Below are 22,522 nucleotides of genomic sequence, written 5' to 3'. Positions count from 1 at the left end.
AATATGGCATTTCAAATTATTTTAAATTTTGTACTTGCCTTCGTTTGGATGTTCCTTTCTTCTAATTACACAGCAACAGGCTTTATTATTGGGTTTATTCTCGGTATTATATTGCTCATTATTATGCGTAGATTTTTTACTACTCGTCTTTACGTCTACCGCATCTGGGCAATCATTAAACTGACAATACTCTTTTTTAAGGAGTTAGTGTTAGCGAATGTACAAGTTCTTCGAGTGGTCTTAAAGCCTAAGTTGGATATGCAGCCTGCATTCTTTGCCTATCCGACTGTTTTAACACAGGAATGGGAAATTACCTTATTATCAAGTCTTATTACGTTAACACCTGGTACAGTAGTAGTGCACGTATCAGATGATGCAAAAACATTGTATGTACACGCCATTGATATTAGTGATGTCGATGAAGCGATTACAGCAATTCGAGATTCATTTGAGAAAGCGATTTTGGAGGTGAGTAAATCATGACAACGTTTATTATTACTGCAATTGTGGTGATTTGCTTATCGATGATTGCAGTCATTTATCGAATGGTTAAAGGACCTTCTGCATCCGACCGTGTGGTAGCATTGGATTCATTGGGCGTGTCAGTAATCTCACTCATTGGACTGTTTTCAGTATTGGTTGAAACAAGCTTCTTCCTTGAGATTATATTATTGTTAGCGATTTTATCGTTTATCGGTACTGTTGCTTTCTCTAAATTCATAGAGAAAGGAGATATCATTAAACGTGACAATTCTCGCTAATAGTTTAGTTATCTTTTTCATTTCTGTAGGGGTGCTATTTATTGTCGTGACAGCCATTGGTCTTGTCCGTTTACCTGATTTGTACACACGCGCTCACGCTGCTTCAAAAAGTGCAACGCTCGGCGTCATGTGTATACTCATTGGCGTATTCTTTCACTTTTGGCTTATTGAAGATCACTTTAATCCCCGCATTTTACTCGGTATACTGTTCCTGTTCATCACAGGGCCTGTTGGAGGGCATATTATGACTCGCTCCTCGTACATCGCTGGCGTAAAACCTTGGAAAGGCACAATACACGACGAACTTGGACCTGAAATTGACCGGATGAAAAAGGAACAAGGCATTAAATAACTTTGATACAAAGACAAAAAGAATCTGCTCGATTTTAATTAATAAATCGAGCAGATTTTTTTATTATTCAACTTAAATATACCCTTTGGAAAATAAAATACTCGTTAGCTGATCAACACATTCTTCTATTGAGCATTTTTCTGTATCTAAAATAATTTCTGGACGTTCAGGTTCCTCATATGGCGCACTAATACCCGTAAAGTTAGTAATTTCCGCATTGCGTGCTTTTTTATAAAGACCTTTCGGATCACGCTTTTCACACGTTTCAACGGAACATTTCACATAGACCTCTATAAATTCCCCTGCTTCCACAAGCTCACGGACAACTTGACGATCTTCTCGGTAAGGTGAAATAAAAGCAGTTAGAACAATTTGTCCATTTTCCACAAAAAGCTTAGAGACTTCTCCAATACGTCGTATATTTTCCTTTCGACCTGCTTCATCAAATCCTAAATCCTTATTTAAGCCATGGCGAACATTATCACCATCTAAGACAAATGCTTGATTGCCACGTTCAAAGAGTCGGCGTGCGAAGGCATTCGCCACAGAAGATTTTCCTGAAGCTGATAGACCGGTGAACCATAAAATAAAGCTTTGATGCTTGTTTTGTGTACGACGCTCCTCTTTCGTAATAGACGCTTCGTGCCAAACGATGTTTGAACTCACTTAATAACCTCCTGACGCATTCCTTTAATTAGTACATCCACAACCTCTTTACGACTAAATGTACTTGGAGGTACTTCGCCATTACGTAACATTTCACGAACTTTAGTACCCGATAAAATGACATGCGCCGAGCTATCATGTGAACACGTTTTCGTCGTTGCCATTCCCTCACATTTGTTGCAATAGAAGCTATGCTCAAATTTTAATGGAGTAATTCCTAATTCATCTTCCGTAAATTGTTCAAAGATTTTTTGTGCATCGTATGTGCCATAGTAATCGCCAACACCTGCATGGTCACGCCCAACGATAAAGTGAGTACAGCCATAATTTTTTCGTACAAGTGCATGGAAAATAGCTTCCTTTGGTCCTGCATAACGCATTGCAGCTGGAAACACCCCTAATTGAACGCGATTTTCAGGATAATAATTTTTTAGTAAAACTTCGTAACTTTCCATGCGAATTGCGGCCGAAACATCGTCTGACTTCGTTTCTCCAACTAGTGGATTTAAAAATAATCCATCAATTGTTTCAAGCGCTGCCTTTTGAATATATTCATGTGCTCGATGCACAGGATTCCGTGTTTGGAAGCCAACAATTGTTTTCCAGCCCTTTTCCGCAAAAAGCTGGCGTGTTTCAAACGGATCAAATGAATAGGCTGGGAACTTTTGCTCTAGACGTTTTACTAATGTAATTTTTCCGCCCACATAAATACTTGGACGTTCATGCAACCTCTTAACACCAGGATGCTCTAAATCCTCCGTGCCATATATTAACAACGCCTCTTTCCGTTTATTTGGCTCATAAATATCCGCGACTTCAATAACGCCATAAACAGCATCACCATATACTAATTTTGCCTCATCACCCGGCTGCAATGTTGCCGCTACATCCTTTGCTACAGGTAATGTAATCGGAATACTCCATACCACGCCTGACGCTAAACGTGTATGTTCAACAACTGATTCATAATCTTCCTGCGTTAAAAATCCTTCAATCGGACTGTAACCACCAATAGCAATTAACTCTAAATCACTAAGTGAAATGGCATCAAGCTCAATAACTTTATTAATATGCGTAACATCCTTCTCTGGATTAAAGGCTTGCACTAATAGTCCTCCATGTGGTAGTAAACTCACCAAAATCTCCTCCTAGTTTTATCGAATTACTCAGTTTTATAGTTAAGTGTATTTGCATATTTTATTGATTTATCTTCTTAGGCAAATCGAGGCTTCTGCGATTAATTTTCTTCCTTACAGAGGTTATCGGGTCCAACTCTGATTTGATCAGCTCCCCGTTAAAAGTGATCGACACCCCGGCCGATTCAATAGTTTTTCGGGTATTTAAATCCCTTCTCCTGAATCGTATATTGAATTTTCTTCTTCACGCATTGTTCGCATTAAGCTAATTACACCAAGCGTTCCAACAATAATACTGCCAATTAATACGATGGTATAGAAATCTTTTTCTAAGAATAGCTGTACTAAAAAATAGGAGATGGCTAAAGAAAAGATTGGCGAGACAATCCAAATACGGATTATTTTTTTCACAATATGCTTATGAAAAATTTGTTTCCCGTTTTTGGCCATCCCCATTCCGATAATCGAAGACGATGTTACTTGTGTTAATGGCACGGGTAGCCCAAAGATAGAGCTTATACCGACTAGTAGTGCACCTGTACTCGAAATTAATATTCCTTCTGCCTTCTCAAAGCGCATAATTTTTTTACCGTTTGTTTCAAGCACTCTTTTTCCAAGTAGCATTGCGCCAAGCGCTACAAATGCCCCGCCAAGCAATATTCCAGTTGTTACACCTATCATTCCTGCACCAACAAGAGGTCCAACTGCGTTTGCTACGTTATTCATCCCTGCTGAAAATGCTTCAAAAAATCCAGCGAACACAAGGAGAATCGTTAATATTAAATGATCCTTTAACAAGCCCTTAACTCGTAATTTATACAGCCACTTCCCAAAGACAAATGCAATGATAAATGCTATGATCGGCACTATTACCCAAAACGATATGATGACAAGTAATGACTTAATATATAGCACTTTATAGGCAATCCCTACACCTACAACTGCTCCTACTGTCACTTCACTCGTCGATAATGGGATGCCTAAAAGATTAGCGAATAATAGTGAGCTTGTCGCAGAAATCAAAATAATAATGACAATCTTTACTGTAATGTACTCCTGTGGCATTATGCCGGAGCTGATTGTTTTTACTACCTCTCCCCCTCCAAGAACTGCCCCAGAAAAAACGCCCACTGAGCAAATAAGCAATGCTTGCCAAGCTTTTTTAATAGCACCTGCTCCGTAAGCAACTCCCATTGAGGCTGCCGCTCCACTAGCACCTATATTCATCGCAAAAAATAAACTAATCGCTATTGCTACATATTCAAGCATGGCAAGACTCCTTTACTCATGTAACCCACACTCAGTTTTACCAGATCCCTGCCATCTACCTGAACGTAAATCATCCATTGTAAATGCTGGTTTTGTACAGTGCTCGCAGCCGATGCTTGGATAGCCTTTATCATGCAATGGATTGTACGGCAAATTATGCTTTGAGACATATCGCCAAACATCCTTCCATGTCCAATGAATGAGTGGGCAAATTTTAATGGATTTAAATTTATCGTCACGATTGATAAAGTTCGTATTTTGTCGGGTTGGTGATTGTTCACGACGTAAGCCAGAAATCCAAGCTGTTGCGCCCGATAACGCTTCATGTAACGGTACAATCTTGCGAATATCGCAGCATTTGTTTGGATTAGACTTCCATAATTCATCACCATATTCAGCTGCTTGTTGTTCCAATGTAAGTGCTGGTTTTTGCATAATAATATTCAACTTCGAATATTTTTCTTTTACTCTATCAATCGTTTCATATGTTTCCTTAAAATGAACATCTGTATCTAAAAAGATAATCGTAGCATCGGGCTTCACCTTTGAAATAAGGTCAATCAAGACCATTCCCTCAATCCCAAAGCTACATGCATAGACGATATCCTCGCCATAATCAGCATAACTCCACTGCAAAACCTCCAGTGCAGCCTTATAAGTTTCGTCTACCTTAAAATTCAATGTTGGCTCATGCCAAGTTGCATATGTTAACATATAATCCCCCTCGTAACGAAAAAAGGCGTTCTAACGAAAGACATATATAGATATGTCTTCGTTAAAACGCCTCTAGTTTGACTAGCCAGCTTATTATTAACTTCTTTCAACTACAGAAATTTCCCACCTCTATAGGTGGTGAGATGAATGCAGATTCCGGACGCAATTATGCCGAGGCATAATTGATTAATTGTTCACTAGTATTAGCTACCTCGTTCTACAATCATTTTTCTTATTACCAAATATATACTAAAGTACACCTAGTAGTCAACTAGGCTTTTTTCAAAAAAATCATTTCAATGAGCCCAAATTTTCATACTGTATTCTTGCATATGATAATGATCAAAAGCAATATTTTCTCAATTCCTTGTTGACTAATAGGAAATATATGTTTAATGTAAAAATAAGCTTTGAACCAAGCCAATCAATTTCGCCTTGGCGTAATTGCGTCCGGAGGCTTTATCTTCATTCAGTAGATGTTTGGACACCCTTTGAAAAGGAACAAGTGGAGTTCTTTTGTAACTTCCGTTGCACTTTAATAAAAAAATATTTGCTGAGTGAAGATAAAATGCTGATCAGAGAATCTGAAGGCCATCTACTTAAGACGATTATAAATCGTACTGGTAGGTGGCCTTTTGTATTCACTAGACAAAAAAGGAGCGATTTTTTATGAAAAAAAGGAAACATTTTCTCCAATCGTTAGCACTTATATCTGCATTAGCCCTGACATTAACAGGTTGCGGCAGTAGCTCTTCAGAAAAGAATACAAGTGCTCAGGATACAAAAAAATCTGTAGAACTTTTAAATGTATCCTATGATCCAACACGTGAACTTTACGATGAATTTAACAAAGATTTTATAAAAAAATGGAAGGATGAAACCGGTCAAGATGTAACGATAAACCAATCACATGGGGGCTCTGGTAAACAGGGTCGAGCTGTAATTGATGGTCTAGAGGCTGATGTTGTTACACTAGCACTAGCTTACGATATTGATGAGATTGCACAAGCTCGAGGCCTATTAAATAAAGATTGGCAAACAGAATTTGAAAATAACTCTACACCTTATACATCTACTATTGTCTTTTTAGTACGCAAAGGCAATCCAAAGGGTATTAAAGACTGGGATGATTTAATAAAAGACGATGTATCTGTCATCACACCAAATCCTAAAACATCTGGTGGTGCACGGTGGAACTATTTAGCCGCTTGGGCCTATGCAGGGAAATTATATAAAAATGATGAGGTAAAAATAAAAGAATTTATGAAAGCACTATATAGCAATGTTGAAGTACTGGATTCTGGTGCACGTGGTGCTACAACAACATTTGTTGAACGTAAAATTGGTGATGTCTTAATTGCATGGGAAAATGAAGCCTATTTAACGCTCAAAGAATTGGGTGACGAATTTGATATCATTACACCTTCTTTAAGTATTTTAGCTGAGCCACCTGTGGCAATTGTTGACAAAATTGTTGATAAAAAAGGTACACGCGAAGTAGCAGAGGCTTATTTAAAGCATTTATATAGTGAGCGTGGTCAAGAAATTGCTGCGAAGAATTTCTATAGACCACGAAATGAAAAAATTCTAGCAAAATATCAAGAGCAATTCCCAACACTTGAACTCGTTTCAATCGATGATTTCGGTGGTTGGGCAGAAGCACAAGCGAAGCATTTTAAAGATGATGGTACATTCGATGAAATTTATGTACCTCAATAAGGAGGCATGTAATGAGTAGTTTAACTGTTAATAAAAAGACACGCCGCATTATTCCAGGTTTCCACCTTTCTCTTGGCTACACCATGTTATATGTTAGCTTGCTAGTCCTATTGCCGCTATCGATGATTTTTATTCATACAATGTCCTTAAGCTGGGCAGAGTTTATTGATATTGTAACCGCTCCTCGTGCAGTCGCTTCCTATAAGGTAAGTTTCAGTACTGCACTCGCTGCTGGTTTATTAAATGTTATTTTTGGCACAATCATTGCTTGGGTGCTTGTACGCTACAGCTTTCCGTTTAAACGAATCATCGATGGACTTGTCGATTTACCATTTGCTTTGCCTACCGCTGTAGCAGGGATTGCCTTAACGTCACTCTATGCGCCAAATGGTTGGATTGGTCAATTTTTTAATTTTAAAATTGCCTTTACGCCACTCGGCATTATCATTGCCCTTACATTTATCGGGCTACCATTTGTCGTCCGTACTGTGCAGCCTGTCTTACAAAATATTAGTGCTGAGGTTGAGGAAGCCTCTGCAAGCCTTGGAGCAACTCGTCTACAAACCTTTCGTAAAGTGATTTTTCCAGAGCTTGCTCCTGCTATTTTAACAGGTTTTTCATTAGCATTTGCACGTGCGCTAGGAGAGTATGGTTCTGTTGTTTTTATCGCCGGGAATATGCCGATGAAGACTGAAATTACGCCTTTAATTATTATGACAAAGCTCGAACAATATGACTACGCTGGTGCAACTGCTATTGCAGTGGTCATGCTTGTCACGTCCTTCATCCTATTATTTAGCATTAATTTAATACAATGGTTGGCAAATCGTCGCTTTGTACATTAGGAGGTATTTATGGAACAGTCTACATTTATTCAGCAAGTTGCTTCTGAAAAAAATAATGCAGTGACAAAGTCTGCTGCCTTACAAGAGCCACGTTTTGTCCGATATACGCTAACATTTATTGCGCTAGCTTTTTTAGCATTTTTCATCGTGCTTCCGCTAGTATCAATTTTTTCCACTGCCTTTCAAAAAGGAGTAGGCGTATATGTAGCAGCTATCACACATCCAGATGCAATGGCAGCTATTAAGTTAACCTTAACTGTCGTCGCGATTGCAGTACCATTAAACGCGATCTTTGGAGTTATGGCTGCTTGGGCTTTAACAAAGTTCAACTTTAAAGGGAAAAATCTATTACTTACGATTGTCGATCTTCCTTTTGCAGTATCTCCTGTTATTGCAGGATTAGTATTTATTTTGTTATTTGGCTCACAGGGACTATTTGGGGATTGGCTATTTGAACATGACATTAAAATTGTTTTTGCGCTACCTGGTATTGTCCTCGCTACTGTCTTTGTCACGTTGCCCTTTGTTGCAAGGGAGCTCATTCCTCTTATGCAGACACAAGGTACTTCCGAGGAGGAGGCGTCCATTTCACTTGGTGCCAATGGTTTTAAAACGTTTTGGTATGTGACATTGCCAAATATCAAATGGGGCTTATTGTACGGCCTTGTATTATGTAATGCTCGGGCAATTGGTGAATTTGGTGCCGTTTCTGTTGTATCAGGGCATATTAGAGGGATGACAAATACGATGCCCCTTCATATTGAAATTTTATACAATGAGTACCAATTTGCAGCAGCCTTCGCCGTCGCTTCACTAATGAGTGTGATCGCCATTATTACACTTATCGTTAAAGATATTGTTGCTTGGAAATCAAAATCTGCTTAAAGGAGGTATTGTCAACATGAGCATCCAAATAAATAATGTATCTAAAAAATTCGGTTCCTTTCAAGCTTTAGAAGATGTTTCTCTTCATATTCAATCAGGGGAACTGGTTGCCCTTCTCGGCCCATCTGGTTCTGGCAAGACTTCTTTATTACGCGTTATTGCTGGACTTGAAACGTCAGATGTTGGTGAGATTTTATTTGACGGTCAATCGATGATAGATCGCCATCCAAAGGAGCGAAATGTAGGCTTTGTGTTCCAGCATTATGCGCTTTTTCGCCATATGACAGTTTTTGATAATGTCGCTTATGGTCTTAAAGTACGCCCTCGTAAAACAAGACCATCTAAGTTAGAAATAAAGAACAAAGTGATGGAGCTTCTAAGACTAGTCAAACTAGAAAATTTTTCTGATCGTTACCCAACACAGCTTTCAGGTGGGCAACGTCAGCGAGTTGCACTTGCTAGAGCTCTCGCCGTGGAGCCCAAGGTGCTTTTATTAGATGAACCTTTTGGAGCACTTGATGCTAAAGTGCGCAAGGAATTGCGTCGTTGGCTACGAAAACTTCACGACGATTTTCATATTACAAGCATTTTTGTCACACACGATCAGGAAGAGGCTCTTGATGTTGCAGACCGAATTGTCGTGATGAACAACGGCAAGATAGAGCAAATTGGTAGCCCAGACGACGTATACACAAATCCAAAGAGCCCTTTTGTTTATGATTTTTTAGGTAATGTGAATCTCTTTAAAGGACGGTTACATAATGGTAAGCTCCTGCATGGTGAATTTGCGATTGATGTACCTGACTTACAGGTACATACAGAGGATCAAGCAGTAGGCTATGTACGTCCCCATGATATTCAAATTGAGAGAACAAATGTATCGGGCACCGTCCCTGTCAAAGTAAGCCATATCCACTTGCTTGGACCTATCGTGCAAGTTGAGCTACGTCGTGAAGATATGGATGAATTTTTAGAGGCAGAACTAACTAAAGAACAATTTACTAATCTTCAGCTTAAGGTTGGTGACCATGTATTTATCAAACCAAAGCAATTAAAAGTCTTTATCCCCGAGGATTTTTCCATATAAAAAGGCCCTGTAGCAAAGAAATTTGCTACAGGGCTATTATTTTATTTTTGATGAAAATCTCGTCCGTCATGAACAGATGTTACATAACCCGCACGAATAACAAAATCACCGAAATGTTCACCATCTAGACGTTCCTTCGCATAGTGGAGTAGGATTGGACGAAGCTCCGCTAATATCTCCTCCTCACCAATATTTTCACGATAGATTTTATTGAGACGATCACCAGTAAAGCTTGCTCCTAAATACATATTATATTTCCCTGGACCTTTACCGATAAAGCCAATCTCAGCCATTGCTGCACGCGAGCAACCATTCGGACAGCCTGACATGCGAATAACGATTTCTGTATCGTTTAAGCCCGCTTCATCAATAATTGTTTCTATTTTTGTAATAAGAGAAGGGAGGTAACGCTCGGCTTCTGCCATGGCTAAACCACACGTTGGTAATGATACACAAGCAATCGAATTTCGGCGCAATGCAGAATAGTGCGCTCCATCTGTAAGGTTATATTGCTCAATAATCGCAGCGATTTTTTTCTTCTTTTGCGGCGTTATATTACTAATCATTAAATTTTGGTTTGGTGTTAAGCGGAAATCACCTGTATGCACCTTCGCAATTTCACGTAATCCTGTTAGAAGCTCATAATTTTCAAAGTCCTTAATACGACCATTTTGAATAAATAATGTATAATGCCATTGACCTTCTGCACCTTGAATCCAGCCAAACTCATCACCCGTGCGATTAAAAGTAAATGGACGAGCCTCTTGGATATTCCAACCTAGACGACGAGTTAGTTCTTCGTTAAACCATTCAAGTCCTCTTGCATCAATTGTATATTTAAAACGTGCATTTTTACGAACCGAACGATTCCCATAATCGCGCTGAATCGTAATAATTTTCTCCGCTGTTTCCAGTAGTTTATCAGGTGTGATAAAGCCAATTATGCGAGCAAGCTGTGGGTATGTTTCATGATCGCCATGTGTCATGCCCATTCCTCCACCAACAGCTACGTTAAAGCCTACTAGCTTATCATCCTCAACTATTGCTATTAACCCTATATCTTGTGAAAATACGTCCACATCATTACTTGGCGGAACCGCAATACCAATTTTAAATTTACGCGGTAAATATTGCGCACCGTATATAGGTTCAACTTCTTCATCCTGACTATCAACTACCTTTTCACCATCTAGCCATAGTTCATGGTAAGCTCGTGTTCTAGGTAATAAATGCTCACTTAATTTGGCAGACCAATTATAGATTTCCTCATGTAATGCAGATTGGTTTGGATTCACATTACACATCACATTACGATTGACATCTCCGCAGGCTGCAAGAGAATCTAATAACACCTCATTAATTTCCTGCATATATTTTTTAACATTCCATTTTAAAATGCCATGCACTTGAAATGCCTGACGTGTCGTTAATTTTAAGGAGCCATTACCATACTTTCTCGCCATTTCATCCATCACTAGCCATTGTGCTGAAGTTGCTGCTCCGCCCGGTGTACGTACACGCACCATAAATTGATAGGCTGGCTCAAGCTTTTGACGCTGACGTTCATTACGAAGATCGCGATCGTCTTGTAAGTAACTACCATGGAACTTCATTAGACGGTTATCATCCTCTGGAATACCTGAACTTAATGGATTGTTCATTGTACGCTCTAATGTTCCGCGTAGATAATTACTGTCGTTTTTAATACGCTCTACATCACTAGGCTTCCCTGGTTGTGGAGGTAAAATAATTTTTCCTGTCATTTGTTATCGCTCCTTTAATCAATTATGCCTCGGCAGAATTGCCGCTGTCGCTTTGCTTTCGCGCAGAAAACATTTTGCCGCTGTCGCTTTGCTTTCGCTACATAAAACACTGCCAAAGGAAGTTAATAAACGTCACGTTGATAGCGTTTCTGCTGTTTTAGCTCATTGACAAAGGCTTTAGCTTCCTCTGGCGTTTTTTGTCCCTGTTGTTCAATAACGCGATGTATTGTTGCATCAACATCAGCCGCCATCGATTTTTTATCGCCACAGACGTAAATGACAGCTCCTTGCTCTAGCCATTCATAAAAAGCAACAGCATTTTCCTCAATTTTATGTTGAACATATATTTTTTTATCTGTATCACGTGAGAAAGCGACGTGCATTTGACTAAGTGTGCCTGAAGCAAGCCAACGCTGCCAATCAGTTTGATAAAGAAAATCTGTGACAAAATGTTGATCACCCAAAATTAGCCACGATTTTCCTTCGACGCCTAATTCCTCACGCTCCTCCAAAAATGCACGATACGGGGCTACACCTGTTCCAGCACCAATCATAATAAGTGGTGTATCCTCATGCTCTGGTAATCTAAAGTTCGGATTTTTATGAACATATATCGGTAATGTTTCACCAATTTGAACACGCTCAGCAACGCTTCCGGAGCAAACTCCAAGACGTTGACGTCCATTCGTCTCATAGCTTACTTTCCCAATTGTTAAATGTACCTCTTCACTATTTGCCTTTTGACTACTAGCAATGGAATATAGACGTGCTGGAATTTTACGTAATAAATTTACAAATTGCTGCGCATCCCATATAAATGGTGCAAAGTCTTCCACAACGTCAAGTAAGTCTCTTCCTTTCGCATAGTCCTTCCAAGAATTCGAGTCTTCAAGTAGCTTTGTAAATTCCTGATGGACCGTATAGGCACCAATTTTTTGTAACAATGGCTTAGACAACACTGTAATTTCTAATTTTTTTTGTAATGCATCCTTTAATGTCAGCGTTTCTTCAAAGACGTTTACCTCAGTTTGTGGATCAAATTGTAATGCTGTGATTAAAGCATTGACTAGTTTTTCATCATTTTCTGGTTGAATACCGATACTATCTCCTGGTTCGAAATGGAAACTTGCACCTTCGATGGATAATTCAATATGACGTGTTTCTTTGTTTGATCCTCGGCCGTTTAAATTAATGTTTTCAAGTACTTCGGCATAAAACGGATTTTTTCGAGAATATGTAGTGTCTCTTTGTGCTGTCTGATTTTGTGAAGTAGATGTAACTGTTATATCCTTCTGTTGTAGCAACTCCTGCTGAACAGCTGAGAACCATTGTGCTGCAGTGTCATCATAATCTACATCACAATCTGTGCGAGGAACGATGTGACTTGCCCCTAATTTTGCAAACTGCTCATCAAAATCCTTTCCTGTTTTACAGAAAAATTCATAAGACCTATCACCTAAGGCTAGCACCGAATAATGAAGATGCTCTAACCTAGGAGCCCGCTTGCTATGCAAAAATTCGTAGAACTGTATCGCTTGATCAGGTGGATCCCCTTCACCGTGTGTACTAACAATGAGTAAAAGATTTGTTACCTTTTTTAAATTATTTGGTTTAAAAGTTGCTAACGACGAAATCGTTACGTCCACATCGTTGTCTTTCAAGGCTGAGGCATATTTTTCAGCTAACCCCTGGCTATTACCTGTTTGTGAACCATATAAAATCGTTACTGTTTTGGTGATTGTTTTTACTATCGGAGTTACTTCCTCGACAACTGGATTAATAGTTGCTAGTGGTGCACTTAAAAAGCCGTTTAACCAAATCCTCTGTTCTCCTGTTAGTTGAGGGAGCAGCTCATTTAATAGCTTTACCTGCTCCTCATTAAATGGACTGTTTACTACTTGTAGTTTCAACCTTGCCACCTCACGTATTCGTATCATTTTCTACTGTTGATAATTTGTCTTGCTAAAAAAAGATCAATTATGCCTCGGCATGATGTTGGTCACTCAGTCGTGTGTTGTTGTTGTTGTTGCTGCCGCTTCGCTTTTGCACAGATAAATTGCCGCAGGACGTGGCGTTCTTAGACTGAGTTCCACTATTTCAGCGGATGTCTTTTGTACCGAAAGCGTAGCGTCAGCAGCAGATGTTTTTTGCGCGAAAGCGTAGTGCTAACGTAGCGTCAGCAGCAGATGTTTTTTGCGCGAAAGCGTAGTGCTAACGTAGCGTCAGCAGCAGATGTTTTTTGCGCGAAAGCGTAGTGCTAACGTAGCGTCAGCAGCAGATGTTTTTTGCGCGAAAGCGTAGTGCTAACGTAGCGTCAGCAGCAGATGTTTTTTGCGCGAAAGCGTAGTGCTAACGTAGCGTCAGCAGCAGATGTTTTTTGCGCGAAAGCGTAGTGCTAACGTAGCGTCAGCAGCAGATGTTTTTTGCGCGAAAGCGTAGTGCTAACGTAGCGTCAGCAGCAGATGTTTTTTGCGCGAAAGCGTAGTGCTAACGTAGCGTCAGCAGCAGATGTTTTTTGCGCGAAAGCGTAGTGCTAACGTAGCGTCAGCAGCAGATGTTTTTTGCGCGAAAGCGTAGTGCTAACGTAGCGTCAGCAGCAGATGTTTTTTGCGCGAAAGCGTAGTGCTAACGTAGCGTCAGCAGCAGATGTTTTTTGCGCGAAAGCGTAGTGCTAACGTAGCGTCAGCAGCAGATGTTTTTTGCGCGAAAGCGTAGTGCTAACGTAGCGTCAGCAGCAGATGTTTTTTGCGCGAAAGCGTAGTGCTAACGTAGCGTCAGCAGCAGATGTTTGGACACCCGCTGATAGAAGTTAAAATTATCGAAGTCGTATTTTTTCTTTCTTTTCAATTTGAACCACATAGGAATTTTGCACAATCAATGTAATCGATCCGTGGCTCACAGTATTTAAAATTTGGCGTACATTATCTAATGCTAGATTTACATTTTCAGTCCTTTTATCTACCATTACAAAACACCTTTCTTAGTAAATTTTATTAATTGATAAATACGTTCCACTAAAACTTTCCTTACATTGTCGTCATAGCCTAAACTTTCACATAAAATAACGTTCTTATTCTCATAATCTTGTAATCGCTTTGTTATGTTTTGGCGCAAAACCCCAGTAAACAACAGATACGGCACTATAAATACTTGACTGTCCTTATTCTCTTGTTGTAACCACTCTTCAAACGTAGGACCCATGCCATATAGAAAGCATGTGTCTACAGCTTCATAATCATATTTATCACGTAGTCTTGTTGCAATTTTATCTAAATCTCTCTTTACTGCAGGATCACTACTCCCACGACCTATAACTAAAACACTTGCATCTTTAGTAGGACACCCTGCTTCTAAAATTCTAGTCTGTAATGTATCAATTAATAATTCATGGACACCAAGTGGTTCACCGTATGTAAATCGCACTTGTGGATACTGTTTTTTTGCTTTATCAATCTCACTTGGAATATCGTGCTTTGCATGCTGAGCAGCAAGCAATAAAATAGGAACGATCGCTATAGCTGTAGCCCCTTGGTTAATACAGCTTGCTATACCTTCAGCAATTGTCGGCGTCGCGAGTTCTAAAAAACTAATTTCTTGAATCGGTATTTCAATCTCCTGTTGTACGCTCTTTAGAAAGTTTACTGCTTGCTCCACCCCTGCCTTTACTCTACTTCCATGGGCGATATATAAAATGGCTTGCATGAACCCACATCCTTACAAAGAAACTTCTGCTAACTGTGGCTGCGGAATGTTTTGTTCAAACCATTGAATTGTTTCCCTCAAAGTAACAACTTTTCCTACTACAATTATGCTTGGGTTTTGAATATTTTCTCGCTGGACTAGTTCTTCAATATTAGCTAAAGTTCCCGTGACTGTTTTTTGTTGAGAAAATGTACCCCAATGGATGAGTGCTATTGGTGTTTCTTTATCTCGCCCATATTTAAGTAGTTGCTGACGGATATAGGGAAGGTTACCGACCCCCATATAAATAGCAATCGTATCGATCCCTTTTGCAAGACTTTCCCATTGAATTCCATCATCCTTGCCCTCTCTCATATGCCCAGTAACCATTGCAAAACTTGAGCTTAAATCACGATGTGTAACAGGAATCCCTGCATATGCCGGCACCGCTATCCCTGAAGTAATGCCAGGCACAATTTCAAATGGAATATTATGCTGCGCTAGTACCTCAGCTTCCTCAGCCCCCCTTCCAAAAACGAATGGGTCGCCTCCCTTTAATCTCGTCACAATCAATCCTTGCTGTGCATAGTTAACAAGTGATTGATTAATTTGCTCTTGAATCATGGCGTGCTGCTGAGGTAGCTTACCACAAAAGATAAGTTTAGCCTCTCGTTTAGCATAGGATAGTAAATTCTTATTAATGAGTCTGTCATACAGGATGACATCAGCACATTCGATACACCGTAATCCTTTTACTGTGATAAGATCAACATCGCCAGGCCCAGCACCCACTATAAAAACTTTCCCCATTTGATTTCACTCCCTTTCGTCTTTCCCTAGAGATAAAAAAAGGACTCAAATTATCCATAGGCAGAGCAATGCCTGCGAATAATAAGAGCCTCTAGTTTGCTAGTCAGCTACGTATTTAATTCTTAGTAATACAATAAGAATAATAAATAATTTAGTATATTCTGTCAACACTTTATTTAATGACTAGAATCTGATATTTATTTAATTTAACTAAAGAAAAAACCAGGTGTCGTTATTATTGCCGACAACTGGTTATATATTTTCATTGAAATCTATGTCTTATTTGAATTAATATGGTCTAAAATGGTGTCTAAATGGTGGACCAGGTCGGTAAAATGGCGGAAATGGACGATAGAACGGCGGATAAAATGGATATGGGCTAAACTGTGATCCAAGAAAACTTCCTAAAAACCCTCCCAAAAACGGCCCACCGATTGTCCATAAACCTCCTCCTCCTGGATAACCTCCGAAGAATGTCATAAACTTCCTCCCTTTTTTAATCTATCGTATGTGGGAGGATACATATATCACATGTCTATCGCCTAATCTATTTTTCTTCTCCTAAACGTTGCACAAAATTAGCTAGTGTACGTACCATTACACCTGTACCACCTTTTGGGCCTAGGTCATGTACAGCAATCGCATCTGACGTTCCCGCAATATCTAAGTGAATCCAAGGTGTATCACCAACAAACTCACCAACAAAGCCTCCTCCAAAAATCATGTGTCCATCACGACCAGGAGAGTTATTTAAATCAGCGACGTCTGACTTACGAATTCGTTTTTTATCATTTTCTGTTAAAGGCATGCGCCACACAAATTCATCAGTCTCCTGTGCAGCTTCCATGAAAGTAGCAAAGAATTCATCGTCATTAGAAAGTGCACCTGTTTTATCCATACCAAGCGCAGTAATTACTCCACCCGTTAATGTTGCAACATCGATCAGGGAAGTAGCTCCTTGTTGCTTAGCATATGTAGTAGCATCTGCCAATACTAAACGTCCTTCCGCATCGGTATTTAAAACTTCTACCGTCTTACCGCTATATGTCGTAATGACATCATCCGGCTTAAATGCTGTGTCAGATACCATATTATCGGTAGAACCAATAACTGCAACGACATTTTTATTAGGACGTAATTCACCGATGATTTTCATGGCACCTAGCACAGCTGCTGCACCACCCATATCGCCCTTCATGCCTACCATTGCATCTCTTGGCTTTAAGGAATAGCCACCTGTATCATACGTAACTCCTTTGCCGACAAGGCCAATCGGATCCTCAAAACCTTCAGTCGCTTTATATTTTAATGTTATTAAACGAGGTTCTTCATGGGAGCCTTGATTGACACATAAAATACCACCCATACCAACCTCCTCTATTTGTGCTTTATCTAAAATTTCCACTTCAAAATCATACTCGACTGCAAGGGACTCTGCGTAATTGGCTAAGTCTGTCGCTGTCAGTAAGTTTGGTGGTAAATTAATTAAGCTACGTGCTTCATTTACTGCATTTGCATAAATAGCACCAACCTCAAAACTTGCCACAACTTCATCTAAATCATTAGCTGTAGTCACAAGGTGAACAGCGTCAATACGTTTCTCTACTTCATTTGATGTTGTTTTGTAATGAGGAATTGAATAATAACCAAGACCCGTTCCTTCACCAGCTAAAAAGGCAACATCTGTTACAGTAATCGACTCTGTCGTAAACGACTCAAGCCAAATGGAATATTCTTCAACCTTTAAGGTTCTTAGTTCCTTGCCAAGCAATCCAAATGCTGCACGAACATCGTCTTCTGTTAAATTTTTACGCTCATCTAAACCAACAAATAAAATACGTTTAAGATTTGGGTGACTCTTCAAGAATGGTAATTTCGTAATTTTTTTTAGCTCAGTAGAAACATCCCCTGCACTAATCCACGCATCAAGGGTTTCTCCATAAAATGATGAAAAGCTTGCCCAATCCTGCATTTGCTCACGATGTTTAGTGACCCCTACTACTAACACCTCAGTAGAAATCGTTTCAAATGTTTTTGCTTCTCTTACAATATGCATGTAAATTCCTCCATTCATTTTTCTATTATACCTAAGTTTCAGAAAACGCGTAATATTTAGCTTTTAGAAAATAATGAATGTTATAATAAAGACAATTATAAGTGAAGGTTGTGATGATTATGAGTTTACTTCAAAATACCCCTTTACTCGTTGCCCTTTTTGCAGTCCTCTTTGCACAGTTTGTTAAAATCCCTATTCATTTTTTAATGACAAGAAAGATTAACTGGGGATTATTTACTTCCACCGGGGGAATGCCTAGTTCACACTCCGCTTCCGTAACAGGACTTACAACCTCTATTGCCTATGAAACAGGATTAGATTCCCCAATTTTTGCCGTAGCCGCTATGTTTTCATTTATCGTCATGTATGATGCGAGTGGTGTACGCTATCAGGCGGGTCAGCATGCAGCTGTATTAAATCAACTGCGTAAAGACTTTCAAACATTGCTTCATGATTTAAAGAAATGGCCACAAATGGATGGGCAAGAAAAAATGGAAGAGCTAAAAACATTGCTAGGCCATAAACGGAGCGAGGTATTTTTCGGGGCATTAACTGGCATTTTTATCGCCATCATCACATACCAGTTTATTTTGTGAAAAGAGACACATCCTCATATCGAGGATGTGTTTTTTATTTATCGGAAACATTTCACGTTTTATCGGAAACTTTTGTGATTTTATCAGAAGCTTTTCACGATTTATCGGAAACTTTTGTGATTTTATCGGAAGCTTTTCACGTTTTATCAGAAGCTTTTCACGATTTATCGGAAACATTCAAAAAAAATCAGCGAATGTTAGAACACCCGCTGAAAGAAGATCAATTATGCCTCGGCATAATTGCGTCCGGAATCAGCTTTATGCTAGCACAAAGAACTCCTTTCCGATTCCGTGACATCCGCCGGAGGCATTAACTTCTTTCAGCGGATGACTAAACATCCGCTGAAAGAAGTTAAAACATTCGATAACCACTTTTACGCAAATAAATCATGACAATTCCCGCAACAATTGAACCGGCAAAGCCACCAGATAAGATTGAAATATCTACTAAATGCAGTGCTTGCAACTTATCTAAAAGTGCTGGAAATGCGGAACCTGGCTTGAAAAAATAATCTAAAAAGCTTACATCATCGACAATAAAGATAACAACAATTGGATACACTATTGCCATTAACCATGTCATTCGCAGAAGCATATTCAATAAAAATCCAATACCAAAGAACATGACGAAAAATAACAAAATTGAAATGATTAACTGTACTAATGAAACTGGACCATCCATGTATGTATAACCTCCGTTTTCCTCTCATTAGTTTACATGATTACTACAATGCTTTCAATTAGCATATCCTTGATTTCGCTTGTTCGTCATATTTTGGACAATCATTAAGTATATTCCATTACAGATAGACACCCCTTATGGCAAGGTGTGTTTTTTATATGAAAGCGAAGCGGCAAAACAAAGGTGTTATCACAGAACGTGATGTTTTTAACCTTCGTTCCTTTAACATGCATCCCTCACTCTCCACTACGTAAAACACTTACTCCTGTCACTGCATTTCATTTACACAATACAGTTCGCAGGAGCTGTTCACTCCACGGGATGCACATTGTACATTTATGTGAATTCCTAAAATAAAAAGGATTATTGCCAAAAATTAGTAGTAACTAACATTTGCTATGATATAAGTTGATTGGAGTGGAGACTGGGCGACTCCTTGGGGATCAGCAATAATAGAGGAACGAAGGCTAAGACCATCACATCCTGTGATAACGCCTTCGTGACCAACATCGTGTTGGCCCGAGACCCTGGAGCGCAGCGGATGTTTTCTGTGCGAAAGCGTAGTGCTAACGTAGCGGCAGCAAATGTTTTATCTGTGCGAAAGCAAAGCGACAGCAACAATAAAAGCGGCTCATCGGACGCCCCCCAGGAAGCTCTGCTCTGCGCGAAAGCGAAGCGTCAGCGGCAAATGTTTTATCTGTGCGAAAGCGAAGCGTCAGCAACAAAGCGCCCAGTCGGAACGGAAATCAACCACATGTCATGGTTATTATCCATATTTTAGCAATAAAAAAACTATTGAAAACTAGTATACAACTAATTTCCAATAGTTTCTTGCTTTTCATTATGAAGCTGTTTGTGATAATACAAATCTTGGTGACTTCCAAAGCTCTGCCCATTTTTTAATGGCTGCTAGTACAATTATAAAGCCTAAACTTAACATAATAACAGATAATACACCATTTAACATATTGTAACCAGCTGCCGCTGTATTCCAATAAACATTTTTAATCATCCAAAAGCCCGCTACATTTACAGTGACATATAGATAGGCTAATGGGATAAAACATGTTAAAGCGTAGATTCGCTTATCTGCAACTTTTAAGACCATTGTTACCCCACATACTAAACCGATTGTCGCCATTAACTGATTCGACACACCAAATAATACCCAAATCGAACTAATATCTCCTGAATACAATAAATAGCCCCACATAAAGCATGCAAGTGCACTTGCAAAGATTGTACCCGGAAGCCAATTTGTACGCTTCAGTGGCTTGTAGACATTGCCGCCAAAATCTTGAATTAAATAGCGCGCTACACGTGTTCCAGCATCAATAGCCGTTAAAATAAAGACCGCTTCAAACATGATAACGAATTGATAGAAGTAAGAAGACAGTTCAGCAAACCAAGGAATCCCCGTGAAAATATCAGTCATCCCAACTGCTAGAGTTACAGCTCCACCTGTACGACCTTCTAAATCCATCCCAATACTTTCGGCTAATGCATGTAAATGAACCGGCTCCATTCCTAATGTAGCAAATACTGCTGGAGCTGAATTAATCGCAAAATAATCTGCAGGATGAAGAGCCGTTGCTGCGATTAAAGCCATTACACCTACTAAAGATTCTACGAGCATAGCACCGAAACCTACGATGCGAATGTCTTCCCAGCGATCAATCATTTTCGGCGTTGTCCCAGAGCCTACAAACGCATGGAAGCCAGAAATAGCCCCACAGGCAATTGTAATAGAGACGAATGGCCATACTGGACCAGCAATTACTGGACCACCACCATGAATAAACTCTGTAAGTGGTGGGAATTGGATGATAGGGTTCACGAAAAAGACCCCGATGATTAACGCAATAAATACTCCGATTTTCATGAAACTACTTAAATAATCACGCGGCGCTAATAAGAGCCATACAGGTAATGCCGCCGCAAAGAATGCATAGATAGGTAAAATAATAGCTAAAGTATCACGGTCAAACGTTAAAAAATCACCAAATGCCGTTCCTTGAATCATTGGTCCAATAAATACACCGATCATTAACAAAATAAAGCCAACTGTTGACGTAACAATTAAATTTCCTGTTTTACGATAAGCAATGCCAACAAACATCGCTATTGGAATAGTAATCCCTACCGCAAAAGTTCCCCATGGATTTCGCTCCAACGCACCAAGGACAACCATCGATAGCCCGGCCATTGTAATTGTAATAATGAAAAGCATTGCAAGGCCTGTACAGAATCCCGCAACAGGTCCTAACTCCTTCTTCATAACCTCTGATAACGACTTTCCTCCATGGCGCATAGAAGCGAATAACACTACAGCATCATGTACTGCACCACCGATTACCGCACCAATTAACAACCAAAGGAGCCCTGGCAAATATCCAAATTGAGCAGCTAAAATAGGTCCGACTAACGGTCCAGCTGCTGCAATCGCTGCAAAATGATGCCCAAATGTTACCCATTTATTCGTCGGAACATAGTCTTTACCATCTTCCATAGCGTGTGCTGGGGTGGGCGTATCATCTTTTATCTTAAGTACCTTCTTTGTGAAAAATATGCCATACAAACGATAGCTAATCATCAGTACACAAATGGAACCTATTACAATTGTAATAGCATTCATGTTATCACTCCTTTTACGTTTTCCACATCATAGCAAATGAATTATACGATTATTCGTAAAATTCACCAAAATGTCAGAATTTTAAGTTGAAAGGGTGTTTTCTACTGTTGAAATGCAGCTATTTTGATAGCTGAAAGATCTTGCGCACATCTTTCATGTAAAGCCTGCTGACAGGTATCGAATGTCTATTATGCAAAATCAAATTGTATTTAGAACTACTCCAAGGCTCCAGCTCTACAATATGTTCTAAATTGACGATAAATGCCCGATGGACACGCACAAAACCTTTTAAAGTGAGCTTTTTCCCCAAAACGGCTAACGACTCTGAAGCAAAATATCTCCCTTTCTCAGTAACAACAATCGTCTTACTTTCTTCAGACGTACAATATAAAATTTCCTGTATTTTAATAAGTAAAATTCGATCATTCACATAAACTGTTAATTTATCAAGCTTGTCCAATTGTAAATGCTTTAACTTCTCAATCGTTTTAGCCTGCGTCTCTCTTCTTTTGGCCACCAGCTTTTCAACTGCACTTTGTACACGCTCTTGCTCAAATGGCTTTAAAATATAATCAAAGGCGTTCACCTCGAATGCCTGTAATGCATACTCATCATAAGCAGTAGCAAAAATAATTTCGGGTTTAAGTATGCCTTGTTGCAGTTGTTTTGCTAATTCGAGGCCATTGTTTACGCCTAGCTGAATATCTAAAAACACACAATCAATCTGCTCAAACTGTGGATCCTGCAGTATGTCCTCTAAATCCTCCGATTCTCCAATGATCTGGACTAACTTTGTTTGCTCCAATAAATATCGCAATTCAGCCCTTGCTAACGGTTCATCATCTACTATATAGACATTTAACAT

The 22,522-nt window shown here is 39.4% G+C and carries 23 protein-coding genes; 9 read left to right on the top strand and 14 right to left on the bottom strand.

Annotated elements, in window-relative coordinates:
• The first annotated feature begins 3 nt into the window (after positions 1-3).
• Genes ACZ11_RS24515 through mnhG form a run of 3 tightly spaced genes read left to right on the top strand, consistent with a single transcriptional unit; the run spans position 4 to position 1,113 of the window.
• Positions 4-483 carry a Na+/H+ antiporter subunit E gene (locus ACZ11_RS24515; protein ID WP_049669149.1) on the top strand — a complete coding sequence of 160 codons (480 nt, stop codon included), beginning with the start codon at positions 4-6 and terminating at the stop codon, positions 481-483.
• The gene (locus ACZ11_RS24510; protein WP_049669148.1) at positions 480-761 is read left to right on the top strand and encodes a Na(+)/H(+) antiporter subunit F1; all 282 of its coding nucleotides are present in this window, start codon (positions 480-482) and stop codon (positions 759-761) included. Before ACZ11_RS24515 ends, ACZ11_RS24510 begins: the two co-directional genes overlap by 4 nt.
• Positions 745-1,113 carry a monovalent cation/H(+) antiporter subunit G gene (gene mnhG / locus ACZ11_RS24505; protein ID WP_049669147.1) on the top strand — a complete coding sequence of 123 codons (369 nt, stop codon included), beginning with the start codon at positions 745-747 and terminating at the stop codon, positions 1,111-1,113. Before ACZ11_RS24510 ends, mnhG begins: the two co-directional genes overlap by 17 nt.
• A gap of 72 nt (positions 1,114-1,185) precedes the next feature.
• On the opposite strand, the gene cysC is transcribed toward mnhG, so the two are convergent.
• From cysC to ACZ11_RS24485, 4 genes are all read right to left on the bottom strand, one after another.
• Entirely contained in the window at positions 1,186-1,779 is a 594-nt protein-coding gene (gene cysC / locus ACZ11_RS24500) for an adenylyl-sulfate kinase (RefSeq protein ID WP_049669146.1), read from the bottom strand.
• Positions 1,776-2,915: a sulfate adenylyltransferase gene (sat, locus tag ACZ11_RS24495; RefSeq protein WP_049669145.1), complete on the bottom strand. Its 1,140-nt coding sequence runs from the start codon at positions 2,913-2,915 to the stop codon at positions 1,776-1,778. The genes cysC and sat overlap by 4 nt, the downstream gene beginning before the upstream one ends.
• A gap of 204 nt (positions 2,916-3,119) precedes the next feature.
• Positions 3,120-4,184 (bottom strand): inorganic phosphate transporter, encoded by a 1,065-nt coding sequence (locus ACZ11_RS24490; protein WP_049669144.1) that lies wholly within the window; start codon positions 4,182-4,184, stop codon positions 3,120-3,122.
• Positions 4,185-4,196: 12 nt separating this feature from the next.
• Positions 4,197-4,898, bottom strand: coding sequence for a phosphoadenylyl-sulfate reductase (locus ACZ11_RS24485; protein WP_049669143.1), 702 nt, complete (start codon positions 4,896-4,898; stop codon positions 4,197-4,199).
• A 669-nt stretch (positions 4,899-5,567) separates the two neighbouring features.
• Here ACZ11_RS24485 and ACZ11_RS24480 point away from each other — a divergent pair.
• Genes ACZ11_RS24480 through ACZ11_RS24465 form a run of 4 tightly spaced genes read left to right on the top strand, consistent with a single transcriptional unit; the run spans position 5,568 to position 9,434 of the window.
• Positions 5,568-6,617, top strand: coding sequence for a sulfate ABC transporter substrate-binding protein (locus ACZ11_RS24480; protein WP_049669142.1), 1,050 nt, complete (start codon positions 5,568-5,570; stop codon positions 6,615-6,617).
• A gap of 11 nt (positions 6,618-6,628) precedes the next feature.
• Positions 6,629-7,462: a sulfate ABC transporter permease subunit CysT gene (cysT, locus tag ACZ11_RS24475; protein ID WP_049669141.1), complete on the top strand. Its 834-nt coding sequence runs from the start codon at positions 6,629-6,631 to the stop codon at positions 7,460-7,462.
• A 9-nt stretch (positions 7,463-7,471) separates the two neighbouring features.
• A complete protein-coding gene (cysW, locus tag ACZ11_RS24470; RefSeq protein WP_049669140.1) occupies positions 7,472-8,347 on the top strand; it encodes a sulfate ABC transporter permease subunit CysW in 876 nt (291 codons plus the stop codon).
• Between the two features lie 16 nt (positions 8,348-8,363).
• A complete protein-coding gene (locus tag ACZ11_RS24465) occupies positions 8,364-9,434 on the top strand; it encodes a sulfate/molybdate ABC transporter ATP-binding protein (protein WP_049669139.1) in 1,071 nt (356 codons plus the stop codon).
• A gap of 41 nt (positions 9,435-9,475) precedes the next feature.
• On the opposite strand, the gene cysI is transcribed toward ACZ11_RS24465, so the two are convergent.
• The 7 genes from cysI to ACZ11_RS24435 all read right to left on the bottom strand — a co-directional run bounded on the left by cysI (position 9,476) and on the right by ACZ11_RS24435 (position 17,744).
• Complete coding sequence (cysI, locus tag ACZ11_RS24460) at positions 9,476-11,197, bottom strand: assimilatory sulfite reductase (NADPH) hemoprotein subunit (protein WP_049669138.1); 1,722 nt, start codon at positions 11,195-11,197, stop codon at positions 9,476-9,478.
• A 122-nt stretch (positions 11,198-11,319) separates the two neighbouring features.
• A complete protein-coding gene (locus ACZ11_RS24455) occupies positions 11,320-13,107 on the bottom strand; it encodes an assimilatory sulfite reductase (NADPH) flavoprotein subunit (RefSeq protein WP_049669137.1) in 1,788 nt (595 codons plus the stop codon).
• A 905-nt stretch (positions 13,108-14,012) separates the two neighbouring features.
• On the bottom strand, positions 14,013-14,162 hold the full coding sequence (locus tag ACZ11_RS25435; protein WP_082172886.1) for a YezD family protein: 150 nt from the start codon (positions 14,160-14,162) through the stop codon (positions 14,013-14,015).
• Positions 14,162-14,899 carry a sirohydrochlorin chelatase gene (locus tag ACZ11_RS24450; RefSeq protein WP_049669136.1) on the bottom strand — a complete coding sequence of 246 codons (738 nt, stop codon included), beginning with the start codon at positions 14,897-14,899 and terminating at the stop codon, positions 14,162-14,164. Before ACZ11_RS24450 ends, ACZ11_RS25435 begins: the two co-directional genes overlap by 1 nt.
• A 12-nt stretch (positions 14,900-14,911) precedes the next feature.
• Positions 14,912-15,688, bottom strand: a complete 777-nt coding sequence (cobA, locus tag ACZ11_RS24445; protein ID WP_049669135.1) for a uroporphyrinogen-III C-methyltransferase — start codon at positions 15,686-15,688, stop codon at positions 14,912-14,914.
• 288 nt (positions 15,689-15,976) lie between these two features.
• The gene (locus ACZ11_RS24440; protein WP_049669134.1) at positions 15,977-16,168 is read right to left on the bottom strand and encodes a hypothetical protein; all 192 of its coding nucleotides are present in this window, start codon (positions 16,166-16,168) and stop codon (positions 15,977-15,979) included.
• 67 nt (positions 16,169-16,235) lie between these two features.
• Positions 16,236-17,744 carry a leucyl aminopeptidase gene (locus ACZ11_RS24435; protein WP_049669133.1) on the bottom strand — a complete coding sequence of 503 codons (1,509 nt, stop codon included), beginning with the start codon at positions 17,742-17,744 and terminating at the stop codon, positions 16,236-16,238.
• Between the two features lie 113 nt (positions 17,745-17,857).
• On the opposite strand from ACZ11_RS24435, the gene ACZ11_RS24430 reads away from it, so the two are divergent.
• Positions 17,858-18,340: a divergent PAP2 family protein gene (locus ACZ11_RS24430; RefSeq protein WP_049669132.1), complete on the top strand. Its 483-nt coding sequence runs from the start codon at positions 17,858-17,860 to the stop codon at positions 18,338-18,340.
• A gap of 352 nt (positions 18,341-18,692) precedes the next feature.
• On the opposite strand, the gene ACZ11_RS24425 is transcribed toward ACZ11_RS24430, so the two are convergent.
• On the bottom strand, positions 18,693-19,022 hold the full coding sequence (locus ACZ11_RS24425) for a YuiB family protein (protein WP_049669131.1): 330 nt from the start codon (positions 19,020-19,022) through the stop codon (positions 18,693-18,695).
• A gap of 541 nt (positions 19,023-19,563) precedes the next feature.
• Here ACZ11_RS24425 and ACZ11_RS24420 point away from each other — a divergent pair.
• Entirely contained in the window at positions 19,564-19,803 is a 240-nt protein-coding gene (locus ACZ11_RS24420; RefSeq protein WP_134008651.1) for a hypothetical protein, read from the top strand.
• 60 nt (positions 19,804-19,863) lie between these two features.
• On the opposite strand, the gene cstA is transcribed toward ACZ11_RS24420, so the two are convergent.
• Positions 19,864-21,657, bottom strand: a complete 1,794-nt coding sequence (gene cstA, locus ACZ11_RS24415; protein WP_049669129.1) for a carbon starvation protein CstA — start codon at positions 21,655-21,657, stop codon at positions 19,864-19,866.
• Positions 21,658-21,775: 118 nt separating this feature from the next.
• The gene (locus tag ACZ11_RS24410; protein ID WP_049669128.1) at positions 21,776-22,522 is read right to left on the bottom strand and encodes a LytR/AlgR family response regulator transcription factor; all 747 of its coding nucleotides are present in this window, start codon (positions 22,520-22,522) and stop codon (positions 21,776-21,778) included.

The sequence above is a fragment of the Lysinibacillus xylanilyticus genome, from assembly GCF_001183605.1.
GTDB classification, from domain to species: domain Bacteria; phylum Bacillota; class Bacilli; order Bacillales_A; family Planococcaceae; genus Lysinibacillus; species Lysinibacillus xylanilyticus.
This window is presented reverse-complemented; position numbering and strand designations above follow the sequence as displayed.